This is a genomic window from Desulfatiglans parachlorophenolica (assembly GCF_055394735.1).
This window is the reverse complement of sequence record NZ_AP042460.1, coordinates 4,345,994-4,366,685: the sequence shown is the minus strand read 5'-3', so window position 1 is coordinate 4,366,685 and position 20,692 is coordinate 4,345,994. Positions and strand designations below refer to the sequence as shown.

The 20,692-nt window shown below is 60.0% G+C and carries 17 protein-coding genes; all 17 read left to right on the top strand.

Annotated elements, in window-relative coordinates:
* Nucleotides 1-5 precede the first annotated feature (5 nt).
* Complete coding sequence (locus tag ACZ500_RS20150) at nucleotides 6-992, top strand: hypothetical protein (protein ID WP_464229244.1); 987 nt, start codon at nucleotides 6-8, stop codon at nucleotides 990-992.
* Nucleotides 993-996: 4 nt separating this feature from the next.
* The gene (locus ACZ500_RS20145) at nucleotides 997-1,128 is read left to right on the top strand and encodes a hypothetical protein (protein WP_464229243.1); all 132 of its coding nucleotides are present in this window, start codon (nucleotides 997-999) and stop codon (nucleotides 1,126-1,128) included.
* A complete protein-coding gene (locus ACZ500_RS20140; protein WP_464229242.1) occupies nucleotides 1,115-1,576 on the top strand; it encodes a hypothetical protein in 462 nt (153 codons plus the stop codon). The genes ACZ500_RS20145 and ACZ500_RS20140 overlap by 14 nt, the downstream gene beginning before the upstream one ends.
* A 13-nt stretch (nucleotides 1,577-1,589) precedes the next feature.
* Nucleotides 1,590-2,123 (top strand): hypothetical protein, encoded by a 534-nt coding sequence (locus tag ACZ500_RS20135; RefSeq protein ID WP_464229241.1) that lies wholly within the window; start codon nucleotides 1,590-1,592, stop codon nucleotides 2,121-2,123.
* Between the two features lie 11 nt (nucleotides 2,124-2,134).
* Complete coding sequence (locus ACZ500_RS20130; protein WP_464229240.1) at nucleotides 2,135-5,728, top strand: DUF4815 domain-containing protein; 3,594 nt, start codon at nucleotides 2,135-2,137, stop codon at nucleotides 5,726-5,728.
* A 13-nt stretch (nucleotides 5,729-5,741) separates the two neighbouring features.
* Complete coding sequence (locus tag ACZ500_RS20125; RefSeq protein ID WP_464229239.1) at nucleotides 5,742-6,047, top strand: VrlD; 306 nt, start codon at nucleotides 5,742-5,744, stop codon at nucleotides 6,045-6,047.
* Nucleotides 6,044-7,357: a hypothetical protein gene (locus ACZ500_RS20120; RefSeq protein WP_464229238.1), complete on the top strand. Its 1,314-nt coding sequence runs from the start codon at nucleotides 6,044-6,046 to the stop codon at nucleotides 7,355-7,357. The genes ACZ500_RS20125 and ACZ500_RS20120 overlap by 4 nt, the downstream gene beginning before the upstream one ends.
* A gap of 213 nt (nucleotides 7,358-7,570) precedes the next feature.
* The gene (locus ACZ500_RS20115) at nucleotides 7,571-8,566 is read left to right on the top strand and encodes an amidoligase family protein (RefSeq protein WP_464229237.1); all 996 of its coding nucleotides are present in this window, start codon (nucleotides 7,571-7,573) and stop codon (nucleotides 8,564-8,566) included.
* Nucleotides 8,563-9,063 (top strand): DUF5049 domain-containing protein, encoded by a 501-nt coding sequence (locus ACZ500_RS20110; RefSeq protein ID WP_464229236.1) that lies wholly within the window; start codon nucleotides 8,563-8,565, stop codon nucleotides 9,061-9,063. Before ACZ500_RS20115 ends, ACZ500_RS20110 begins: the two co-directional genes overlap by 4 nt.
* Nucleotides 9,063-9,845: a class II glutamine amidotransferase gene (locus ACZ500_RS20105; protein WP_464229235.1), complete on the top strand. Its 783-nt coding sequence runs from the start codon at nucleotides 9,063-9,065 to the stop codon at nucleotides 9,843-9,845. Before ACZ500_RS20110 ends, ACZ500_RS20105 begins: the two co-directional genes overlap by 1 nt.
* Nucleotides 9,846-9,907: 62 nt before the next feature.
* Nucleotides 9,908-10,408 (top strand): gamma-glutamylcyclotransferase family protein, encoded by a 501-nt coding sequence (locus tag ACZ500_RS20100; RefSeq protein ID WP_464229234.1) that lies wholly within the window; start codon nucleotides 9,908-9,910, stop codon nucleotides 10,406-10,408.
* 117 nt (nucleotides 10,409-10,525) lie between these two features.
* Entirely contained in the window at nucleotides 10,526-10,732 is a 207-nt protein-coding gene (locus ACZ500_RS20095) for a helix-turn-helix domain-containing protein (RefSeq protein ID WP_137424074.1), read from the top strand.
* Nucleotides 10,732-11,208 carry a BREX-3 system P-loop-containing protein BrxF gene (gene brxF / locus ACZ500_RS20090; protein WP_464229233.1) on the top strand — a complete coding sequence of 159 codons (477 nt, stop codon included), beginning with the start codon at nucleotides 10,732-10,734 and terminating at the stop codon, nucleotides 11,206-11,208. The genes ACZ500_RS20095 and brxF overlap by 1 nt, the downstream gene beginning before the upstream one ends.
* 34 nt (nucleotides 11,209-11,242) lie before the next feature.
* A complete protein-coding gene (locus ACZ500_RS20085; protein ID WP_464229232.1) occupies nucleotides 11,243-14,971 on the top strand; it encodes a DUF6079 family protein in 3,729 nt (1,242 codons plus the stop codon).
* A 10-nt stretch (nucleotides 14,972-14,981) separates the two neighbouring features.
* Nucleotides 14,982-17,759 carry a DNA methyltransferase gene (locus ACZ500_RS20080; protein WP_464229230.1) on the top strand — a complete coding sequence of 926 codons (2,778 nt, stop codon included), beginning with the start codon at nucleotides 14,982-14,984 and terminating at the stop codon, nucleotides 17,757-17,759.
* On the top strand, nucleotides 17,756-19,645 hold the full coding sequence (locus ACZ500_RS20075; RefSeq protein ID WP_464229228.1) for an AAA family ATPase: 1,890 nt from the start codon (nucleotides 17,756-17,758) through the stop codon (nucleotides 19,643-19,645). Before ACZ500_RS20080 ends, ACZ500_RS20075 begins: the two co-directional genes overlap by 4 nt.
* A 3-nt stretch (nucleotides 19,646-19,648) precedes the next feature.
* Nucleotides 19,649-20,692 carry a hypothetical protein gene (locus tag ACZ500_RS20070; protein ID WP_464229226.1) on the top strand — a complete coding sequence of 348 codons (1,044 nt, stop codon included), beginning with the start codon at nucleotides 19,649-19,651 and terminating at the stop codon, nucleotides 20,690-20,692.

The window sequence follows — 20,692 nt, the reverse complement described above, 5'->3', positions numbered from 1 at the left end:
AACGTATGGCCTATAACAACATATCCGGGACCGCTTCGAACACGGCCGACTTCCTCGTCCGGCTTAAGGACTTTCTGGTGGGAACGGTCGGATGGTCTCTCCATGACGACAGGTCCGGAGACGCCGAGCCCAGCTACGTGCTGACCTCCACGGGAGAGAGCGGTTCCGAAGACCTTTTCATCCGTTTCGTCAACGACACCGCGGCCGACCGCATTGCGGTCCGAGCCTACCTGTACTGGGACGCGGTGACGCACGCGGGCGTTAAGGAGGCGTTTCAAACCAGTTACACATACATCAAGACCGTGGACGCTTCGGCTTTCCTGTATTGGATTTACGCCGATAAGGATCACGTCTTCATCGTCACCAAGATCGTCGCCACCTACTACGGGCAGTACAGCGGCCTGATCAAACGTTTCTGGTCGGGGGCGGTGGCGGTCACCCAGGCGGCGGCCGGACCCGGCACGGACATCACGGTGCAGGTCAACGATGCCTCCCTTTTCACGGTGGGCTCGAACTACATCATCAAAGACGACGCCGGGATCGAGCGCGTCCAGGTATCCGCCGTCGATACGGTTTCCACCCCCGATACGGTCACTCTGGCGAGCCTCGTGAGCGCCTACGCGGTGGGAGCAAAGATCGGCGAAGATCCGCAGCCGGTCGTGGTCGGCCACTACCAGTCTCCGGGCAGTTTTTACGCCATCAATAAGTTCGACGGCTGGGCGAGCGCAGCCGGACAGGCCGGTTCGTGCGCCGCGGCCCACGGCAACTTCCAGACCGCCGCCAATCCTGACCAACGTTACGGCCTGGTCACCATGTTCCCCTGGCTCGTCGCGCACACGACTGCGGCATACAAGGAAGTGCGCGGTGAGTTGATCGAAGTCTATGCCATCGGCAGCGGTGCGGCCGACTCGGAGGACGTGCTCACGTTAAACGGTGCCTCCTACAAGATTTTCAACCTGTCCGGTCCGGGCTGGTGCGCGGTGAAGGAGTGATCCCATGGCGGTGAAACCTGGAAATAAGAAGGAGATTGCGGCGAACCCCGGACGTCTGACCCAGATGTTCCGGGTGATCCGGAATGCCGGCAAAGCGAACAAAATCACTGGGAGGCTGAGACGTGGCAATCCGTAGCGGAAACATACTCACCGTCCGGCCCTTCCCGGGCTCCGTGGTTCCGATGAACCGCGCCCAGATGCCGGCCTTACCGGCGGTCATCTTCGAAGCCGTCGGAGCGGCGTCGACGACGCGGACCATCCGGCACGAAGCGGATGCGGCCCTGCGGATCACGGCGGAGATGAACGCCTACGCCGACATCCAGGCCGTGGTCGCGAGATTTATCCTGCGGAGCTTCGACCTGCGCGGATGGGTGGTTCGTTTCCCGGCCGTCCTCTCCGACGCAGTCGTTCGGGTTCACCGACCTATCGAGCGCCGCAGCGATACCCGGTCGGCGGTATTCGCTGAGATGGAGCGGGCGGTGGATTCGCAACAACTTGTGGTGCGCGAGACAGCCCGTCATGCGGAAGTGCGCCAGACCGTCTTCGCCGTGCTGATCCGCGAAGGCCACACGATACAGACCTGAAGGAGGAATACGAATGTCACTTGGACTCATCGTCAAAACGGGCCGCATCCTCACCGCGCGGCTGCTCATGGGAGACCCCATTGAAGGCATCACCCATTGCGCCATCGGAGACGGTGACGCCACGTTCACCGATCCCATCAATCCGCCCGCGCCGGACATCGACCAAACGACGCTCAAGAATGAGCGGGCCCGCAAAAAGCACTACAAGCGGACCTTTCTTAAAGAAGACCCGGAAGGAACGCTCATCGTCAACGGCATCCATTACATCGAAACCGCCGAGGAGACCCAGACCATCGGCGTCTTCTTCCGCTTCGAGGAGAACGAGGCCAACGGCATCACCATCCGGGAATACGGGTTCTTCGGCGGTGACGTAGCCTACATCGCCGGACTGCAGTCCGATTATGCGGCCAACGGGGTTTACCACGCCGACACCAACCCGACCGGCGAGGTGCTCGATCCCGGCTACCTGTACGAAGTGAAGAACATCCCCGACTTCAACAAGACCTCGGACACGCGGGTGGAGCTGGTCGGGGTCATCAAGATTTAGGAGGAAAGACCATGTCCATTTCGCGCGATACGTTCGACCCGACAAAAAACTACAAGCGGGTCCGTTACCACCAGGACCGGGACCTGCTCGACTCGGAGCTCAACGAGCAGCAGGACATTATCAACCAGGAGCGCAGGAAGCTCGCGGACATCCTCTTCAAGGAGGGGGCCATCGTCAGCGGCTTCGGCGTGACGGTCGCGGCAAACGTGCTCACCGTAGCCGAGGGGCTGGTCTACATCGACGGCTGCCTGGAGCGCGTGCCCGGCGCGGTGCTTACCTACGACCCGGCCAAGACGAGCGGCGCGGATTACGTCTACGTCGAGCTGCTCAAGTACAACTACGGCTACAACCAGGACGCTGTGCTCATCAACCCCGCAACGGGCGAACCCACCGCAGAGCGGGAAAAGTGGATTCTGTCGCTCAAGAATCATGACACGAGCGGCGAGGCGTTGCCCAACAATGTGACCCAGCGCAAGGTGGTCGCGGTCCACAAGTTCGACCGCGAGACCGGCGATGTGACGGCGACCGTCCGCGAGAAGTCGAATCTCTACCTCCAGGACCTGCTCGGGACGCTGCCGGGAAGCCGCATCACCGTGGCGTCGATCACCGAGGACCAGCTCGCCTTCGCTGCAGCCGAGGGGCTGAACTCGCTTCTCCAGAACCTGGCAGAGCGGACTTACGACCAGGCCGGCAGTTATCTGGTCAAGGGACTCGACAGCTTCATCGGCGACAACGACGGCGAGAACGTCGAGGTGATCACCAACGCGGGCCGCGCTTACATCCAAGGCTTCCGCCTGCAGAAAGACATGCCCACCACGACCCTGGTGCCCAAGTCCACGGCCGTCAAGTCGGTCCGCGGCGAACAGAAGACCTACGTGGTCGGCACCCGGCGCTATGCGCTCAACAACACGCCCCTAAAGGAAACCACACAGGTCGAGGGCATCGTCGAGATCGTCTCCAACATCACCCGCGGGTCGGTGGGCGGCGGCGAGGACCTGCTCGTCCCCAACCCGGTGGTGGATATCATCGAGGTGAGCCAGGGAGCGACGGTCTTCCAGGAAGGCGCGGACTGGCAGCAATCCGGCAACTATGTGGACTGGCTGGGGTCGGGCAACGAACCCGCCATCGGCACCACCTACACCGTCCGCTGGACCTACACCAAGCAGATGATCGAAGGGACGGACTATGTGGACGGAGGCTGGTTCGGACGCTCAGGCCATCCGGCGGCGGACGAGTTCTTCTACCTGATCACCGTTCAGAGCGCCACCGGCGAGACTCAGTACGATTCCGCCAAAGTCGTTTCGCGCGATACGCTGACCGGGGAAATCAACCGCCTCTCCTGGCTGCCGGTCAGTGGAGCGACCGGATACCGCATCTATCGCGGCACGCAGAATACGGTCCGCGCGGACTTCCAGCGGCTCAAGGACGTGGCCGCCGGGGTTACATCCTACACCGACGACGGCGTGGACGAGATCGTGGGCGGCAACCCGCCTGCTTCCAACACGAGCGGCCTGACCATGTCCCCGGTGCAGGTCGAACCCGGCAACCTTTCCATTATCAACTTCGGCCGCACCAACATCGGCGACGAGCCGGTGGCCGGCTCCAACTGCAGCATTGATTACGACTACTACATCGGACGCAAGGACATCATCTATGCCACCACCCGCGAGATCAAACGGCTGGAAGGCGCTCCGGCGGATTGGCCGAAGCTGCCCATCGTCCCGGAAGGTACGCTCGGACTTTGCAGCGTCGATTGTCCGCCGAACTCGGTGGACTTGACGGTCTTCAATTTCGGGCTGACCCGCATCACCATGGACCAGATCCACGAGATCATCAAGGACGTCGAGGACCTCAAGTACAACGACGCCCAGTTCCAAATGAACAACGAGCTGCAGAACCGGGACGCCCAGACCAAGAAGGGCGTCTATTCCGATGACTTCTCGAACGACGCCCAGTCCGACATCTACCACAGCGAGTGGAGCGCCCGCATCGATGAGGTACGGCAGTTCGCCGCCCCGAACCGAGCGGCCACGCCGCAAGTGCTCGATGTTGACTCTGCCGGGAGCGACGCCATTTTCAAGGACAGCCTCGTTCTCCTGCCGGGCACGGAGCGCGTGCTCATCGAGCAGACCGATTGGTCCGAAGACAAGAACATCAACCCCTACGCCGTGTTCGAGAAACCAGACGCCGCCGTGGAGGTGACGCCGAATATCGGTCGGCGCGGTCAGACAGGCGTGGCTGTGGTCGGCTCCAACTTCACCCCCGGCGCGACCGGCGTGACGGTGCGTTGCGACGGGAAAGTGGTGGCTTCAGGTCTCAGCGGCGACGCGGTAGGCAGAGTCATCGCTTCCTTCGTCATTCCCGACGATGTCCGCAACGGCAACCGCGTGGTCGAAATGACCGACGGCACCTACTCAGCGCAAGCCAACCTTCAGGTCAACGATCCCTTGGTCATCACGCGCATCGAAAGGGTCGTGGTCAACCGCACCATCGTGCAGCGTCAGACCATCGTTCAGCAGGTGCCGCCGCGCATTATCCGCGTCCCCGTGGTGCGAACCGTATGGCGCTGGCGTTGGGTGACCCGTCGCCGGGACCCGCTCGCGCAGACCTTCAGCTTCGAGCAGAACCGGGTCATCTCAGCCGTGGGGCTTCACTTCACGCAGAAAGACGCTTCCATCCCCGTAACCATTCAGATTCGCGGCGTCACGACCGGGCTTCCCAACGAGGTCATCCTGGCCGAGAAGGTCATCGCCCCGAGCGAGATCGCCCTCGGTTCCGAGACCAAGGTCGTCTTCGACGATCCCTTCTACGCGGATGCGAACACCAGCTACGCAGTCGTGCTGCTTACCAACAGCACCAACTACCGGGTGCGTATCGCCACGCTGGGCCGCCTGGGGCAAAACGGGGTCATCACCCGGCAGACCTATACCGCCGGGGTGTTGCTGGAAAGCTCGAACGCCGAGACCTGGACGCCGCTCAACAGCTCCGATCTCACCATGCGAATCTACGGCTACGATTTCCAGCCCGAAGGCGAGGTCCGCTTCCAGCCTATCACCGGAGTGCAGTTCAGCGATCTGAACCTGGACGAGTATTCTTCCATTCCGGAAGGCTGTGGCATCGTGTGGGAGTATTCCACCGACGGCGGCGTCATCTGGGACGCCATCGTGCCGGCGGAGGAGGAGCGGCTACCCAACCTCGCGGCGCAGGTGCTTGTGAGGGCGATCCTCTCCTCCAACGTTCCCAACGACTCTCCTGTGCTGAACTACAAGGACGTCAACCTCATCGGTTATCTCAACGACCCGACGGGCGCGTATTTGAACCGTGAGAACGAACTCACCCAGGGTGTCTCTTCCACCAAGGTCTACACCCAGATGAACATCCCCAGCGGGACCACCATCGATTGGTTCGCCTCCAACGACGGCGGGTCAACCTGGGAACCGATGTCCATCCAGACGACGCGGGAGATCGACCAGGAATGGACCGAATACACGCTCACCAGGACGTTCACCGATCCGAGCGGAACCAAGGTCCGCTACAAAGCGGAGATGACCGGCAACAACCTCGTGTACCCGAGGATTCACACTCTCGGCGCGACCCTGAGCTGATCGGAGGGATGTCATGATCGTTCGAAGACAAGGCGGATTGACCGAGTTCATTCCGTCACCACAGGAGAAGCGCGACGGTGTCCTGCGGGACCACACACTCGAACTGCTCGCCAACCTCGACGCCCGCATGCGGCGCATCGAGGAGCGGCACGGCATTGAGCCGGACGCCGCGGAGGCGTTCGCAGAACTCATGGCCCGCATCCGGCGGGAGGAGATCGAAGCCGGGCGGATCAACCGGGAACTGATGGACGCCGGATACCTGCATGAAGACCTGTCCGCCGCGGCGCTTGCGGCGCAGGCCGGGAGGACCCAATTATGAGCATCACCATCAAGAGCAACACCGATACGATTCTGGAATTGCCCGGGCTTACGGGTACGCTCGGCCCCGGAAAGAACTCCGTCGTTCAGGCGATGACCCCGGACCTGCTGCGCGCCGTTGACCTCGGCCTGCTGCTGGTCCCTTCCGGAGCTGAACCGCCCGAGGGGCTGCCGCCGGTGGTGTTCGACCACCGCTACCCGCACGTCCTGCCTCTTACGGCAGCTCGTGCTTACTACGTCCGCGTCCTCCGGACCCCGGGCGCTTTCCACGACGGAACCCGGCCCCGGAACTTCATCGCCTATTACGGCGACGGTGCGGGTACGACTTGCGCCTTCTCCGACGACGGGCTCATCTGGGACACGGAGAAAAAAGTCACCGGCATCGCGGCCAACGGCTATCACGTGGTCTGCGCGCTGGAGACCGCTGACCGGCTGCGCATCCTCTACTGGAACCCGGACGTACCCAACCAGCCCTATGCCATGGCAGGTCTGCGCACAGCGGTCTGTGATCCGTCGGTCGACCCCGCCGCGTTCACTGGCGACACCCCGTGCGCCGGCAACCTGGTCACCGAGGGAAGCGTCCAGGTCTGGAACCGCGGTCATTACGGGCCATCCTTTCTCTGGTACAATCCGCTGCCGACCTCGGTCGAAGGGAGACCTTTCACCTGGCGCCACGCCATGTATTTCATCGCGTCGACCGGCGGCAACGACAGCCTCGGCTTGGCCTGTTCCGACGATGCCGTCGAGTGGAAACTGATCGGAAACGGCCCGATCCTTTCCGGCTTGATCGACCCGCAGCCTTGGGAAGGCGCGAACGGCTACGTCTCCGCGGCCCACGTGGAGCGGCTTCCGGACGGGAGATGGTGGATGCTCTATTCCGGGGGCTCCGCGGGAAACGCCGGCATCGGCTACGCATGGTCCTGGGACCGCGTCCACTGGCGCAAGGCCGAGATCAACCCCGTGTTCAAAAACGGCAGCGGGCCGTTCCTCGAACGCTGCTACACGCCGAGCCTGGTCCGGGACGCCGACGGCTCGCTGCTCCTTTACCGGGCGGCCAAGGACGCGACCGCCTACCGGACCTTCGTTTCCTGGCTACGGGCTCCGGCCCTCGGTTGGAGCGACCTGCTCGGACCTGACCGGCTCGGCCAGGGGCACACCTCGCGGGAGGCCATCCATCGTGGCGTCGGCACCGAGGCCGAACGCGACGCGGCCGTCCCCAATCCCTCCATGGGCGACGAGTGGTTCAATACCGACCTCGCGGGCGGCGGCAAGTGGGAGAAACACACCGGCACCGACTGGAAGCGGAGCTGATCCCCCGAACACCTCTCTTTTCTTCGGACGCCAGGGAATCCCGTAACCCCGCGTGTTTCCGCAGGTTGCGTCTCCATGTACATAAGCCATTGATATCAAATGAGTTATACGTCTGAATCGCCTTGCTTTCTGTTCGGAAAGAAGCCTGTATGTGTGTGAACACAAGAGCCAATCCCTTGCCGGGAAAGGGCTTACAGAACGCAAGGAGAGACCATGGACTTACGCCGGCTCAACTTCGGAATCGAGATCGAGACCGTCAAACGGACGCGCGAGCGGGTCGCCCAGGCGATCCAGTCGGTGGTGGGCGGCCAGGTCCGCCACATCGGCAGCCCGGGGAGCTTCGACCCCTGGGAAGTCACCGACAACCATGGACGGGTCTGGAAAGTGGTATCCGACGGCTCGCTCATCAATGTGCCGGTACACCTGCGGGCCGAGGTGGTGAGCCCCGTCCTGTCCTACGAGGACATCCCCGTCCTCCAGGAGGTCGTCCGGGCGCTGCGGGCCTGCGGAGCCAAGGTGGACGACCGTTGCGGCATCCACGTCCATGTCGACGCCACAGCCTTTGATGGCCGGACCCTCGGCAACCTCGCCAAGATCGTCTACAAACAGGAAGCGCTCATCCTCACCGCCTTGGGTGTGAACGAGACCCGCCGCCGGAGCTACAGCAAACCGGTGAGCGACGATCTCATCGCGCAGATCGAGCGACGCCGTCCCAGGACCAGGGACCAGCTCAACCACATTTGGTACGGCTACCACAATCGGCAGCCCCAGCACTACGACAGCACCCGCTACCACGGGGTGAACCTGCACAACGTCTGGTACCGGGGCACGGTCGAGTTCCGCTGGTTCGAGGGGACGCTCCACGCGGGCAAGGTGAAAGCCTACGTCCAACTGGTCCTCGCCGTGGCGGCCAAGGCGCTCAACGGCCGGGCCGCATCGAGCCGCAAGCGGTCCTTCGATCCTCAGAGCGCCCGATACGACTTCCGGGTCTTCCTGCTCCACCTGGGGCTCATCGGCGACGAGTTCAAGACCGCACGCAAGCATCTGATCGCCGCCCTGCCAGGAGACTCGGCCTTCAAACGCGGCAGGGTGAAACCAAACGAACAATCCGCCCCAAAGGTGGAACCCCTCTCGGAGGCCGGGCCCGAAACCCGGCCTCCGGCATTTTCGGGGGGCGAAACCGGCGGGACGCAAGGAGGCGCGTCATGAAAGTGCTGATCCGAAACACCGCCCTCGACGGGCGGCCGCTGGAAGGGGATGGCGAGGTCTTCACCGGGGAGACGGTGACCGACGTGGTCCACGCCATGAAAGGAGCCACGCTCTTTTCGGACCAGCGGGACCTCGAGGATTACATCGACATGGTTCTGCGCAACGCCAAGATGCTGGCCGGTGTCGAGCTGGCGGTCCGGGGCGACACGCCCGAGGAAAAGGCCGCATCTTTCCTCGATGCGCTGATCAAACACGGTCTTGCCGAGGCGCAGGACGACAAACCCGCACGGATACCCATCTCCGCCTTGGTCTGGCAGGGCATCGACGCGGTCCGGCTCTCGGGGCTTACCAACATGCTCAACCGGCCGGTCGTTGCCCGGCTGGCCGGGGAGCTCGGCTGGCCCGACGCCGCGCGCTGGATCGAGGAGCACCCGAAGGAATATGCCGAGGGCGTCTTCCGCGGTTTTGTCGTCGACCCGCAGGGAGGGAAATCCTGATGTGCGGGCTCGCGGGCGTCATCTTCGGGAAAAAGCGGCGGCGCGCCGAGGAGCGGGACCACCTCGCCTGGCTCTTTACCCGCCTACTGCTGCTGAGCGAGGAGCGCGGTCCCCATGCCACCGGCGCGGCTTGGCTCGATATCGACGGATGCCACCGTCTCTTCAAACGCCCGGTGACGGCCGAGCGGTTTGTGATGGACAAGGCCTTCGCCGAACTCCTCGCCGGCATAAACAACCGCGCCACGCTTCTGCTCGGCCATACCCGGTGGCGCACCCGAGGGGACGAGCGGGTCAACAGCAACAACCACCCTATCCGCGCCGGGGAGGTGATCGGCACCCACAACGGCACCATTTACAACGCCGACTACCTGTTCCGGCGCTGGAAGATGCGGCGCTTCGCCGAGGTGGACAGCGAGATTCTGTTCCGCCTGGCCGCGAACGCCGCGCGGGACGGTGCCATGGATATCGAGCGGTTCAAGGCGCGCCTCCGGCGCTGCCGCGGGCAGATCACCGCCGTCATCGCCTGCCGGACCGATCCGGAAACCGTCATCGTGCTCAAAGGGAACCGGCCGTTGGAAATGCGGTGGCATCCCCGCCGCAAGGCGGTCCTCTACGCGTCGGACCCGGCGTACCTCGACGCCGTGCTGGCGGAGGAACAAGGCTGGAGGGAGCTTCCGGTCCCGCCTATGAGCCTGGTGGTGTTCCGGCGCGAGGACCTGGCCGCGCATTCGGTGGAGCCTTTCGAGTTCGTCGCCCAGGAGAGAAAGCGGGCGGAACCATGACAGACACCCCGATGAACCAGGCAATGAACCCAACAGAACCCTCGAACGCGAACACAAGCAGAATGCTGAGACTCTTCGTCTACGGGACACTGAAGCGCGGTTTCTGGAACCACGACCGCTTTTGCCGGGGCGTCCTGACGGTGGAGGACGCCGTGGTCCGCGGCCGCCTCTTCGAGACATCCTCCGGAATCCCGGTTATGGAGGTTCCAGAGGAGGACGTCCTTGCCATCGGGACCACCAATCCACTCGCCGACGTGGCCACACAAGCCCACGTGACGGCCCGGATGTCCAATCCCGAGCCACCCCCCGACCGGCTCCTGAGGAAGGGCACAGGCGCGCCCTGGGCCCCCGTTTACGGGGAACTTCTGACCTTCGACGATCCCGAAATCCGCCTTCCGGCCATTGACCGGCTGGAGGGGTTCCACCCTGGCGGTCCCTGCCTCTATCGCCGCGTTCTGGTCCCTATCCGGGCAAACGGAACCGTGTTCCCGGTCTGGCTTTATACGGTGGGGGATCGGTGGACTGGGAGCTTCAAGGAGCTAACCGGCGGAATCTGGCGCTGATTTTCCCCTCTGCGATTCCAAAAGCGCTTGACAGCAACTGTCAATAACTGTAAATTATGTGCTTAATATGAGGTATGCTGGGTCGAACTTTGCCTTGAGACCAGAGAGGTGCGCTTGATGGATGAAAAACCAGGTGACGTACTGACCATCGAAGAGTTGGCCGCCTACCTGAAAATACCGAAGTCGACGCTCTACAAGCTCGTTCGGGAAGGCAAGATCCCCTCCCAGAAAATCGGCCGGCACTGGCGTTTCAGAAAAGGAGCCATTGACCACTGGCTTGAAGAAACGCGAGCAAACGAGCCCGGTTCAGGAGGAGATCGCTAATGGCGGAACCACTCGCCGACAGAGTCATACGAAGAATTGGACAGGCTGCCGAGCTGTACCACCGGCTTGTCATGCTGGTGGCACCGGCCGGTGCGGGCAAGACCGCCGCGCTCCAGGATGTTCATGAGCGCATGATGGCTCCGCTGGTCAACGTCAATCTCGAACTTTCCCGGCGCATGCTCGATCTCACCGCGCGACAGCGGGCATTACAGTTGCCCCGCATCCTCGCGGAGATCGTGGGCGCATCCGCAGCCGATGTGGTTCTTCTGGACAACGTCGAGGTCCTCTTCGATGTCTCGCTCAAACAGGACCCGTTGCGGCTTCTGCAGGGGCTCTCCCGGAATAAAACCGTGGTTGCGGCCTGGAGCGGCTCCATCGACGGCGAGCACATGGTCTATGCGACGCCGGACCACCCCGAGTACAAACGATATCCCTTACGAGATTTCCTGGTAGTGAACCCGGAGGCCGTTGCATGAAGACAAGGAACGAAAGCGCAGGAGGGCAGAAGCGATGAAATACGGAGACCTGATCCAATTCGAGCCTATCGAGTCCGTGGTCCAGCTACGGGACGCCGACGAGGCCGCTGCTGCCCGGCAGCTTGTCCAGACCTATGTCATCTCCGGGGAGATGGCTGAGAAACTGGTCAATCTCGTCGTTCCTCAGCTTCAGTTCGACCAGCCCATGGACAACAAGGGGCTGCTGGTCGTCGGCAACTACGGCACCGGTAAGTCGCACCTCATGTCCGTGATCTCCGCCCTGGCCGAAAACGGCGATCTCGCCACGCATCTTAACGACAAGAGCGTGGCCAGCGCCGCAGGCAAGATCAGCGGGCGCTTCAAGGTGGTCCGAACCGAGATCGGCGCGACCACCATGTCCTTGCGCGACATCCTCTTGGCCGAACTGGAGGAGCACCTGGCCGCAATGGGTGTGTCTTATTCCTTTCCGCCCGCGGACAAGGTGTCCAATAACAAGCGTTCCTTCGAAGAGATGATGACCGTCTTCCACCAGGAATTTCCCGACCACGGCCTGCTCCTGGTAGTAGACGAACTGCTCGACTATCTGCGCACCCGTAAGGATCAGGAACTTATCCTCGATCTCAACTTCCTGCGCGAGATCGGCGAGGTCTGCAAGGACCTACGATTCCGTTTCATCGCCGGCGTCCAGGAAGCCATTTTCGATAGCCCTCGATTCTCTTTCGTAGCCGACAGCATCCGTCGGGTGAAGGACCGCTTCGAGCAAATCCTCATCGCCCGCAAGGATGTCAAGTTCGTGGTGGCCGAGCGTCTGCTCAAGAAGACCGCCGACCAGCAGGTGAAAATCCGGGAGTACCTGACCCCCTTCGCCAAGTTCTATGGCCGCATGAACGAGCGCATGGACGAGTTCGTGCGCCTCTTCCCCGTGCATCCGGACTACATCGACACCTTCGAGCGGGTCACCGCGGTGGAAAAGCGCGAGGTGCTCAAGACTCTGTCTCTGGCCATGAAGAAGCTCCTCAACCAGAACGTACCCGACGACAGGCCCGGGGTCATCGCCTATGACGGCTACTGGACGACCCTGCGTGAGAACCCGTCCTTCCGCGCCGTTCCCGATATCAAGGCGGTCATCGATTGCAGCATGGTGCTTGAGTCGCGCATTCAGCAGGCCTTCACCCGCCCGGCCTACAGGCCCATGGCGACCCAGCTCATCCATGCGCTGTCGGTCCACCGGCTCACGACGGGCGACATTTACGCCACCTTGGGCGCGACGGCGGAAGAACTGCGCGACGGGTTGTGCCTCTTCCAGCCGGGCATCGAGGAACTGGGCGGCGACCCCGCTGATGACCTGCTCTCCCAGGTGGAGACTGTCCTGCGGGAAATCCACAAGACGGTCAGCGGGCAGTTCATTTCCTCCAACCCGGACAACCGCCAGTATTACCTGGACCTCAAGAAGACCGACGACTTCGACGCGCTGATCGAGAAACGGGCCGAGAGCCTCGATTCCTCGCAGCTCGACCGCTACTACTACGAGGCGCTCCGGCGAGTCATGGAGTGCACGGACCAGACCTACGTCACGGGCTACAAGATTTGGCAGCATGAACTCGAATGGCTGGAGCGCAAGGCTGCGCGCCTGGGATACCTTTTCTTCGGCGCGCCCAACGAACGCTCCACAGCGGTGCCGCCGCGGGACTTCTACCTTTATTTCATCCAGCCCTTTGACGCGCCGCATTTCAAGGACGAGAAGAAACCCGAGGAGCTGTTCCTGCGCCTGACGAACACGGATGAGGAATTCCGCACCGCGCTTCGAAGCTACGCCGCTGCCCTGGACCTTGCATCCACCGCGTCGGGCCACGCCAAGTCCACCTACGAATCCAAGGCGTCGAACTTCCTGCGCGACCTCGTGCAGTGGCTCCAAAAGAACATGACCACAGCCTTTGAGGTCACCTACCAGGGGCGCGCCAAGTCCCTGACCGAATGGGCCAAAGGTAAGTCCATCAGAGAGCTTTCCGGCATCGGCTCCCACGAGCGCATCAACTTCCGCGACTTGGTGAACACCACCGCGGGCATCTGTCTCGGGACGAAGTTCCAGGACCAGGCTCCCGAGTACCCATTCTTCTCGGTGCTCATCACCGGAGCGAACCGGGCCCAGGCGGCGCAGGACGCCCTGCGCGCCATTGCTGGACAGAACCGCACCAAGCAGGCCACCGCGGTGCTGGATGCCCTGGAGCTTCTCGACGGTGACCGGCTCGATCCTTACCGGTCCAAGTACGCCAAGCACATTCTCGGTGTCGCCAAGAAAAAGGGCCACGGACAGGTGGTCAACCGCTCTGAGCTGATCCAGGACGTCCTCGGCGTGGAATACCTCGCGCCGCAATCGCTCCGCCTCGAACCCGAATGGGCCGTGGTAGTGCTGGCCGCGCTGGTCTATGCCGGTGAGGTGGTCCTCTCCATCCCGGGCAAGAAGTTCGATGCCACGGGTCTGGCGCAACTGGCCGGGACAGGCATTGATGAACTTGCCCAGTTCAAGCACATCGAACGGCCCAAGGACTGGAACCTTCCGGCGCTCAAGGCGCTTTTCGAACTTCTTGGGCTCACGCCGGGAATGGCGCAACTGGTCACCCAGGGCAAGGACGAGCCGGTTCAGGAGCTGCAGAAGGCCGTCACCGCAGCGGTGGAGAAATTGGTGCTGGTGCAGCAGAGCATGCAGACCGGATTGTTCTTCTGGGGCCGCAGCCTGCTGGCCGATGATGAGATCAAGAAGCTCCGCGCGAAACTGGACGAGACTAAGACCTTCCTCGAATCCTTGCAGGCCTACACGACGACCGGCAAGCTCAAGAATTTCCGCTATGACGCCTCGGAAGTGACCGCTCATCGGGATGGGCTGAGTTCTCTTGCCGAGATCAAGTCGCTCGAGGAACTGGTGGTCGACCTCGGGTCCACTGCCTCGTACCTCTCCACCGCCGAGGCGGTTCTGCCCACCGGCCACGAGTGGATCGACAAGATGAAGACGGCGCGGGACGAGGTGCTCGCCCAGATCGGCGACCCGGCCAAACGGAGCGCGGCGGCATTCCGCCAGCAGACCCAGCGCAAGCTCGGCGACCTCAAGAAGGCCTACTTGCTAACCTACCTTTCCATGCACGCCAAAGCGCGCCTCGGCGTGAACGAGGACAAGCGCAAGGCCCAGCTCATGGGCGACGAGCGGCTCAAGGACCTGCAGAAGCTCTCCACCATCGACCTGATGCCGCGCCAACATCTCTCGGACTTCCAGAACCGGCTCGCCGGATTGAAGAGCTGTTTTGCGCTCACCGAGCAGGAACTGGAAGCATCGCCGGTCTGCCCGCACTGCAACTTCAAGCCGGGTTCGGAACCGCCTGCCGCTCCCGCGGCGACGATGCTGAACGCCCTGGACGGCGAGCTCGACAAGCTGGTCGAGAACTGGACCCAGACGCTGCTCGCCAACCTCGAAGATCCGACCACCAAGGGGAACCTGAGCCTGCTCAAGCCCGAGCCGCGCAAGCTGGTGGATGGCTTCATCAAGAAACGGGCCCTGCCGGACGACCTGGACCAGGACTTCATCCATGCCTTGCAGGAGGTTCTCTCCGGGCTCACCAAGGTCTCGGTCAAGATCGCGGACCTGCGCGACGCCCTGCTCTCTGGCGGCTCACCAGCCACCCCAGCGGAGATGCGGAAGCGGTTCGAGGAATACCTGGACGGACTGACCAAGGGCAAGGAACCCGGCAAAGTCCGGATCGTACTCGAGTAAGGAGCGGCAGATGGCAAAGAACCCATACGAGCAGAGCATCTTCGACATTCAACCTGCAGCCAAACCGCAGGGTCCTGTGGAGTGTCTCGGCATGACGTTCCCGAACGACGAGGAGCGGCGGACGCATTTCCTCGGCCGCCTGCGCGAGAAGCTGAAGGACCCTGAGTTTCGGAAGATCGAGGGGTTCCCCATCGGCTCCGAGGAGGACATCCTGGCTCTGTCCGACCCGCCGTACTATACTGCCTGCCCCAACCCGTTTATTGCCGACTTCATCAAGCACTACGGCAGGCCCTACGACCCGAGCAAACCATACAGCCGCGAGCCGTTCGCCACAGATGTGAGCGAGGGCAAGAACGATCCGATCTACAACGCCCACACATACCATACTAAGGTGCCACACAAGGCCATCATGCGGTACGTCCTGCATTACACCGAGCCTGGGGATGTGGTCCTCGACGGATTCTGTGGGACCGGCATGACAGGTGTCGCTGCCCAGGCCTGTGGTTCACCGCCAGGTGATTTTCGCTCAATGGTGGAGGCTGAAAATGCAGAAGCCTCTATGCCAAAGTGGGGCGAGCGAAAGGCAATTCTTTGCGATCTTTCACCCGCAGCTACTTTCATCGCAAACAACTACAACCTCCCCATCGACATTGGGCTGTTCGAAAGAGAAGCCACAAGGATAATCAAGGAAGTCGAGACTGAACTTAAATGGATGTGGGAGACGGTCCACTCGGACGGAAGGACCAAAGGAATTATCAACTTCACCGTCTGGTCCGACGTCTTTATCTGCCCTCAGTGTTCAAATGATGTCGTATTTTTCGATTCTGCCGTAGATGAAGAATCTGGAAAGGTGTCTTCGATATTCCCCTGTCCTCACTGCTCAACCGAGCTGACAAAGCGTGGACTTCAAAGGAGAATCGAAACCCACTACGACAAATGGTTGGGCAGGAATATTAAGAGGTCAACGCGAGTACCAGTCTTGATTGAATATCACGTCGGGAGGCGCTCATATCAAAAAAGCCCTGATGCAACCGATCTTGAGACCTTGCGCACAATCGAAAAAGATATCCCACCTCACTTCGTGCCCATTCCAGAATTGATGTTCCGTACTTCCGAATGGGGAGATCTCCAGCGTGGCTATCATGAGGGCATTACACATGCTCATCATTTCTATTTTGAGCGCACTTTATGGGCACTGTCAGAACTCGAGAATAGATTTGAAAATTCGGGGGTCCCCAGGCTTCTACGCCTTCTGTTCACAAGCCAATTGATCAATATCAGCAAAATGAATCGCTACCGTCCGGGCGTTTCGTTCCCTTACAACCCAATGAGCGGAACGCTATATGTCGGAAGCCAGATATGCGAGTCGAATCCTTTTACGGCCTACCGCAACAAGATAAAGAAGTTCGTCGCTGCAAAGGCGCAAACGTTAGTGTCGGGCGCTGTAGCAATCTCAACGCAATCTACCTCGTTCATCTCAAAGCAATTACCTCCAAATTCCATTGACTACATTTTTGTTGATCCACCCTTCGGAGACAATCTGCCCTATTCCGAGCTGAGTTTTTTATGGGAATCATGGTTGCGTGTTCACACGAACACCGATCAGGAAGCAATTATCAGTGGGATACAAGGTAAAGGCTTACCTGAGTACTTATCCCTGATGCAAATCTGTTTCAGCGCCATGCACGGATGCTTGAAACCTGGGCGATGGATGACTGTCGAATTCCATAACTCGCGCAATAGCGTGTGGAGCGCAATTCAGGAAGCCCTTGGTAAGGCCGGTCTTGTAGTAGCCGATGTTCGAGTGCTGGATAAGGGAAGCAAGACGAAGAAGCAAATCAGCGGCGCGAACGCTGTAAAACAAGACCTGGTCATCTCCGCATATAAGCCTAATGGTGGGCTTGAAGAGCGTTTCAAGCTTGAAGCGGGTACGACAGAAGGTGTCTGGGACTTCATCCGCACCCACCTTAAGCAGCTCCCAGTCTTCGTCTCCAAGGATGGACAGGCCGAAGTTATCGCCGAACGCCAGAATTACCTGCTGTTCGACCGAATGGTCGCTTTCCATGTCCAGCGGGGAGTGACCGTCCCGATGTCCGCTGCGGAATTTTACGCCGGGCTTGTGCAGAGGTTCTCCGAGCGGGATGGGATGTTATTCCTCCCCGAGCAGGTGGCCGAGTACGACAAGAAACGAATGACCGTCCGAGAGGTTCTGCAGCTTCAGCTCTTCGTCACCGACGAGTCCTCGGCGATTCAGTGGCTTCGGCAGCAGATCCTAAGAAAACCCCAGACGGCAGGAGAGCTGAAGCCCCAGTTCATGCAGGAAATTGGTGGGTGGCAAAAGACAGAGAAGCTGCTCGAGCTCGACGAACTACTCGAACAAAACTTCCTCCGCTACGACGGCAAGGGTGAGGTGCCGAACCAGGTCCACAGCTACCTCTCCTCGAACTTTAAAGAGCTTCGGAACCTTTCAAAGGAAGACGAGAGCCTGCGCGGAAAAGGCAAGGACCGCTGGTACGTGCCCGACCCTAACAAGGCCGGCGACCTGGAGAAGCTGCGCGAGCGGTCGCTGCTCAGGGAGTTCGAGGAATACCGGGCATCCAGCCAGAAGCGCCTGAAGGTGTTCCGCCTTGAGGCCGTCCGGGCCGGATTCAAGAAGGCATGGCAGGAGCGTGACTATGCCACAATCATCACCGTGGCCCGGAAGGTTCCTGAGAACGTCCTCCAGGAAGACCCGAAGCTCCTCATGTGGTACGACCAGGCTGTCACACGTAAAGGAGAGGATATATGATTACCAAGTGGACCGTCTCGAATTTCAAATCCATCGTCAAGGAGACGCCGCTTACGCTCGCGCCACTCACTTTATTCGCCGGTCCGAACAGCAGTGGCAAGAGTACAATTCTGCAATCACTTTTGCTTGTAAGCCAGACTCTGGCCCACAAAGTGGGTAGCCGGTCTGTGGTGCTGAACGGGACCTTAGCGAGACTTGGGCAATTCGACGACCTGCGGTCTTATGAAGGAGAGTTTGACCAAATCACCATCGGCTGGGAATGCCATCCCACCGAAGATGCGCAGATGGCCATCATCGAAAACATGCGCCTCCCTGGCCCGGTAGTAATCTATGGGCGGCGTATCGATTCCATTAAGGAAATTGCCTGCAAGCTGTCCTTTGATACGAATCCAGGAAGCCCAGAACGCGAGTTGTATCAACTTCAGCCACACCTTTTCCTTTTCACGATGTCCCTTCTGGCCCGCGGCGAGGACAATACAGATAGGCGATATGAACTCACCGTCACAAGAACCAAGGATGGCAGGGCGAAAATTGCCAACCTCAATGTAGAAGAACCGGACAATGAAATCTCTCGCGCCAGTTTGGAATACGACATTGTCCTTGATCAAGACTCGTTAGACGAGCTACGCGAGGAACTCATAAGCGCCGAGCCAGTCGGGTGTATCTTGCGGCACTTTCTGCCAGACCGACTTTTCATCCGGGTCAACATGGTCGAGGAGATTGCTCGGTATATTCAAATGGTATTAATGGACGATGCACCACGATACCGCCGTGCGCCATTCTTGGATCGGGAACTCGTGATTCCTGATGCATTGATTATTCAACTGCAGACGGAACTGGGTGAAAAGTACGCTGCGTTGTTCGCCAAACAACCGGCGCTCTTCGAGGTGGGAGCGGGTATGCCCATCCGTGAATGGATCGACCGTACTCGGAAACTGCCACCGGACAAAAGACGCGAATTGCGTCGCGTATTGAGCGAATGGACAGATTTGCAAGCAATGATCGTGGACGTTCTGCGGTCTGAACGGAAGGCCACCGAGTCAGAGTATCAGTTGCTCCCGTATCGCCCACCGGTTGACTTGATGAACGCATCAGCTTACCTGGCAATGTTCTTTTCCAACTCGGTGAAATACCTCGGACCGTTACGTGACGAGCCGAAACCTTTGTATCCACTGGCGGCGCATGCAGACCCGACTGACATTGGACTTCAGGGTGAAATGACAGCGGCTGTCCTCAACCTTCACCGCGAACGGCTCATCCGATATATCCCTTCAGCGGTATTCGGCAAGACGCCTTTCGATCCAAGTCCCGTGCCTCGATCACTTGAAGCGGCGGTTACCGATTGGCTGAAATATCTAGGCGTTGCCGAGACCGCTCATAGCGTGGACAAGGGCAAGTTGGGACATGAACTGAAAGTCTCTCTGTCCGAGGGGGGACCCAATCATGACCTCACTCACGTGGGTGTCGGAGTTAGCCAAGTGCTGCCGATCCTTGTTATGTCTTTGCTTGCTGACCGTGACACCACACTCATTTTCGAACAGCCTGAACTTCACCTTCACCCGAAGGTTCAAACACGACTGGCTGATTTCTTCCTGTCAATCGTATTGTCGGGCAAGCAATGCCTCATCGAGACGCATAGTGAGTATCTCATCAACAGGCTTCGCTATCGGGCTGCTGCGGAAGACAAAAACAATCGTGTAACTGAAAACTTAAAGGTCTACTTCGTAGAAAAGACTGATGGTTCGTCCGTTTTTCGGGAAGTTAAGGTTAACGAATTCGGGGCCATCTTGGATTGGCCGGAAGGATTTTTTGACCAGAGTCAGTTTGAATCCGAGTCGATACTGCGCGCAGCAGCAGCCAAAAGAAAAAGGCAGAGAGGTAAGTAGACCATGCCCAGCGTAACCATTGACGCGGGAGTGTTGGCAGCTCCACCGGAACACGGGTCCGCTGACGATGTCCATCGTTATTTGGAGACACTGCTCGACTGGAGCCAGTTGCTGGACGAGCCATGGGTAGCTATCTACATGAGCGAACAGGCGTCCGAGGCGCTCTTCGCTGACGACTTATTTCCTCTACGGGATCAGCTCAAGCGGCTGTTCAGCGCAACCGGAATCGTTGAATATGACGTCAACACCGTTGCCGCGGTCGTGGACCGGATTCTCCAGTTGACACCATCCTTTGAAACTTACTTCCGCATCCGGGATGTTCTCACAGAAGGACTGACGACCGAACCAGACATTCTCCGGCTGTGTTCAGGTACACGGTTGCAATCCGATCTGGCCCGATGCGTTGTATTGATCGCTATCCTCCGTCGTCACTGTCAGGAGTCGGTGTCCGATCATTCGTTGATTCTGCGCCGCGCCCCGGATCGGATCATCCGGGTTCGTGCCATCATCCAGATGCTCGAACATGAACGTGACGACCTGGGTACGCCACCTGCACCGCCAGAATATTTCGAAGGCGATGTGCTGGTTTGCGATGATTTTAGGGGCCTAATCGGGTGCCTTGATGAAGCAACCATTCTGCTTAAGGCAGCGGATGCTGTCGGTGTTGAAACGGCCGTTCACATTGCAGTTTACAAAGCGCGTTTGGCTCGCGGCATGGACCCAGACTGGGACGACGTTCCACGCTTTAGTGTGGGCAACTGGTTTCTGAATTCATTCCAGAGCCACAATCCGTCACAGACACTTTCCTCCAATTTGCTGCACTCGGTTGTCGACGCGCTCGAAGGCACCAATATGGCTCGAACTCACGCACTGAGAACCGGTGCCGGTGGTGGAAATCCCCAACGAGTGAGAAAGAGTGATCGGGCCAAGGCGTATCGACGCGACATCGATAGCGAGCACCATCTGCACTACTGGGTCTGTGAGGAAGGCATTGTGGAGCTGGCGTCTATGAGTTTCCCGCATGACGACTTCAAGATTCCTGAGTGA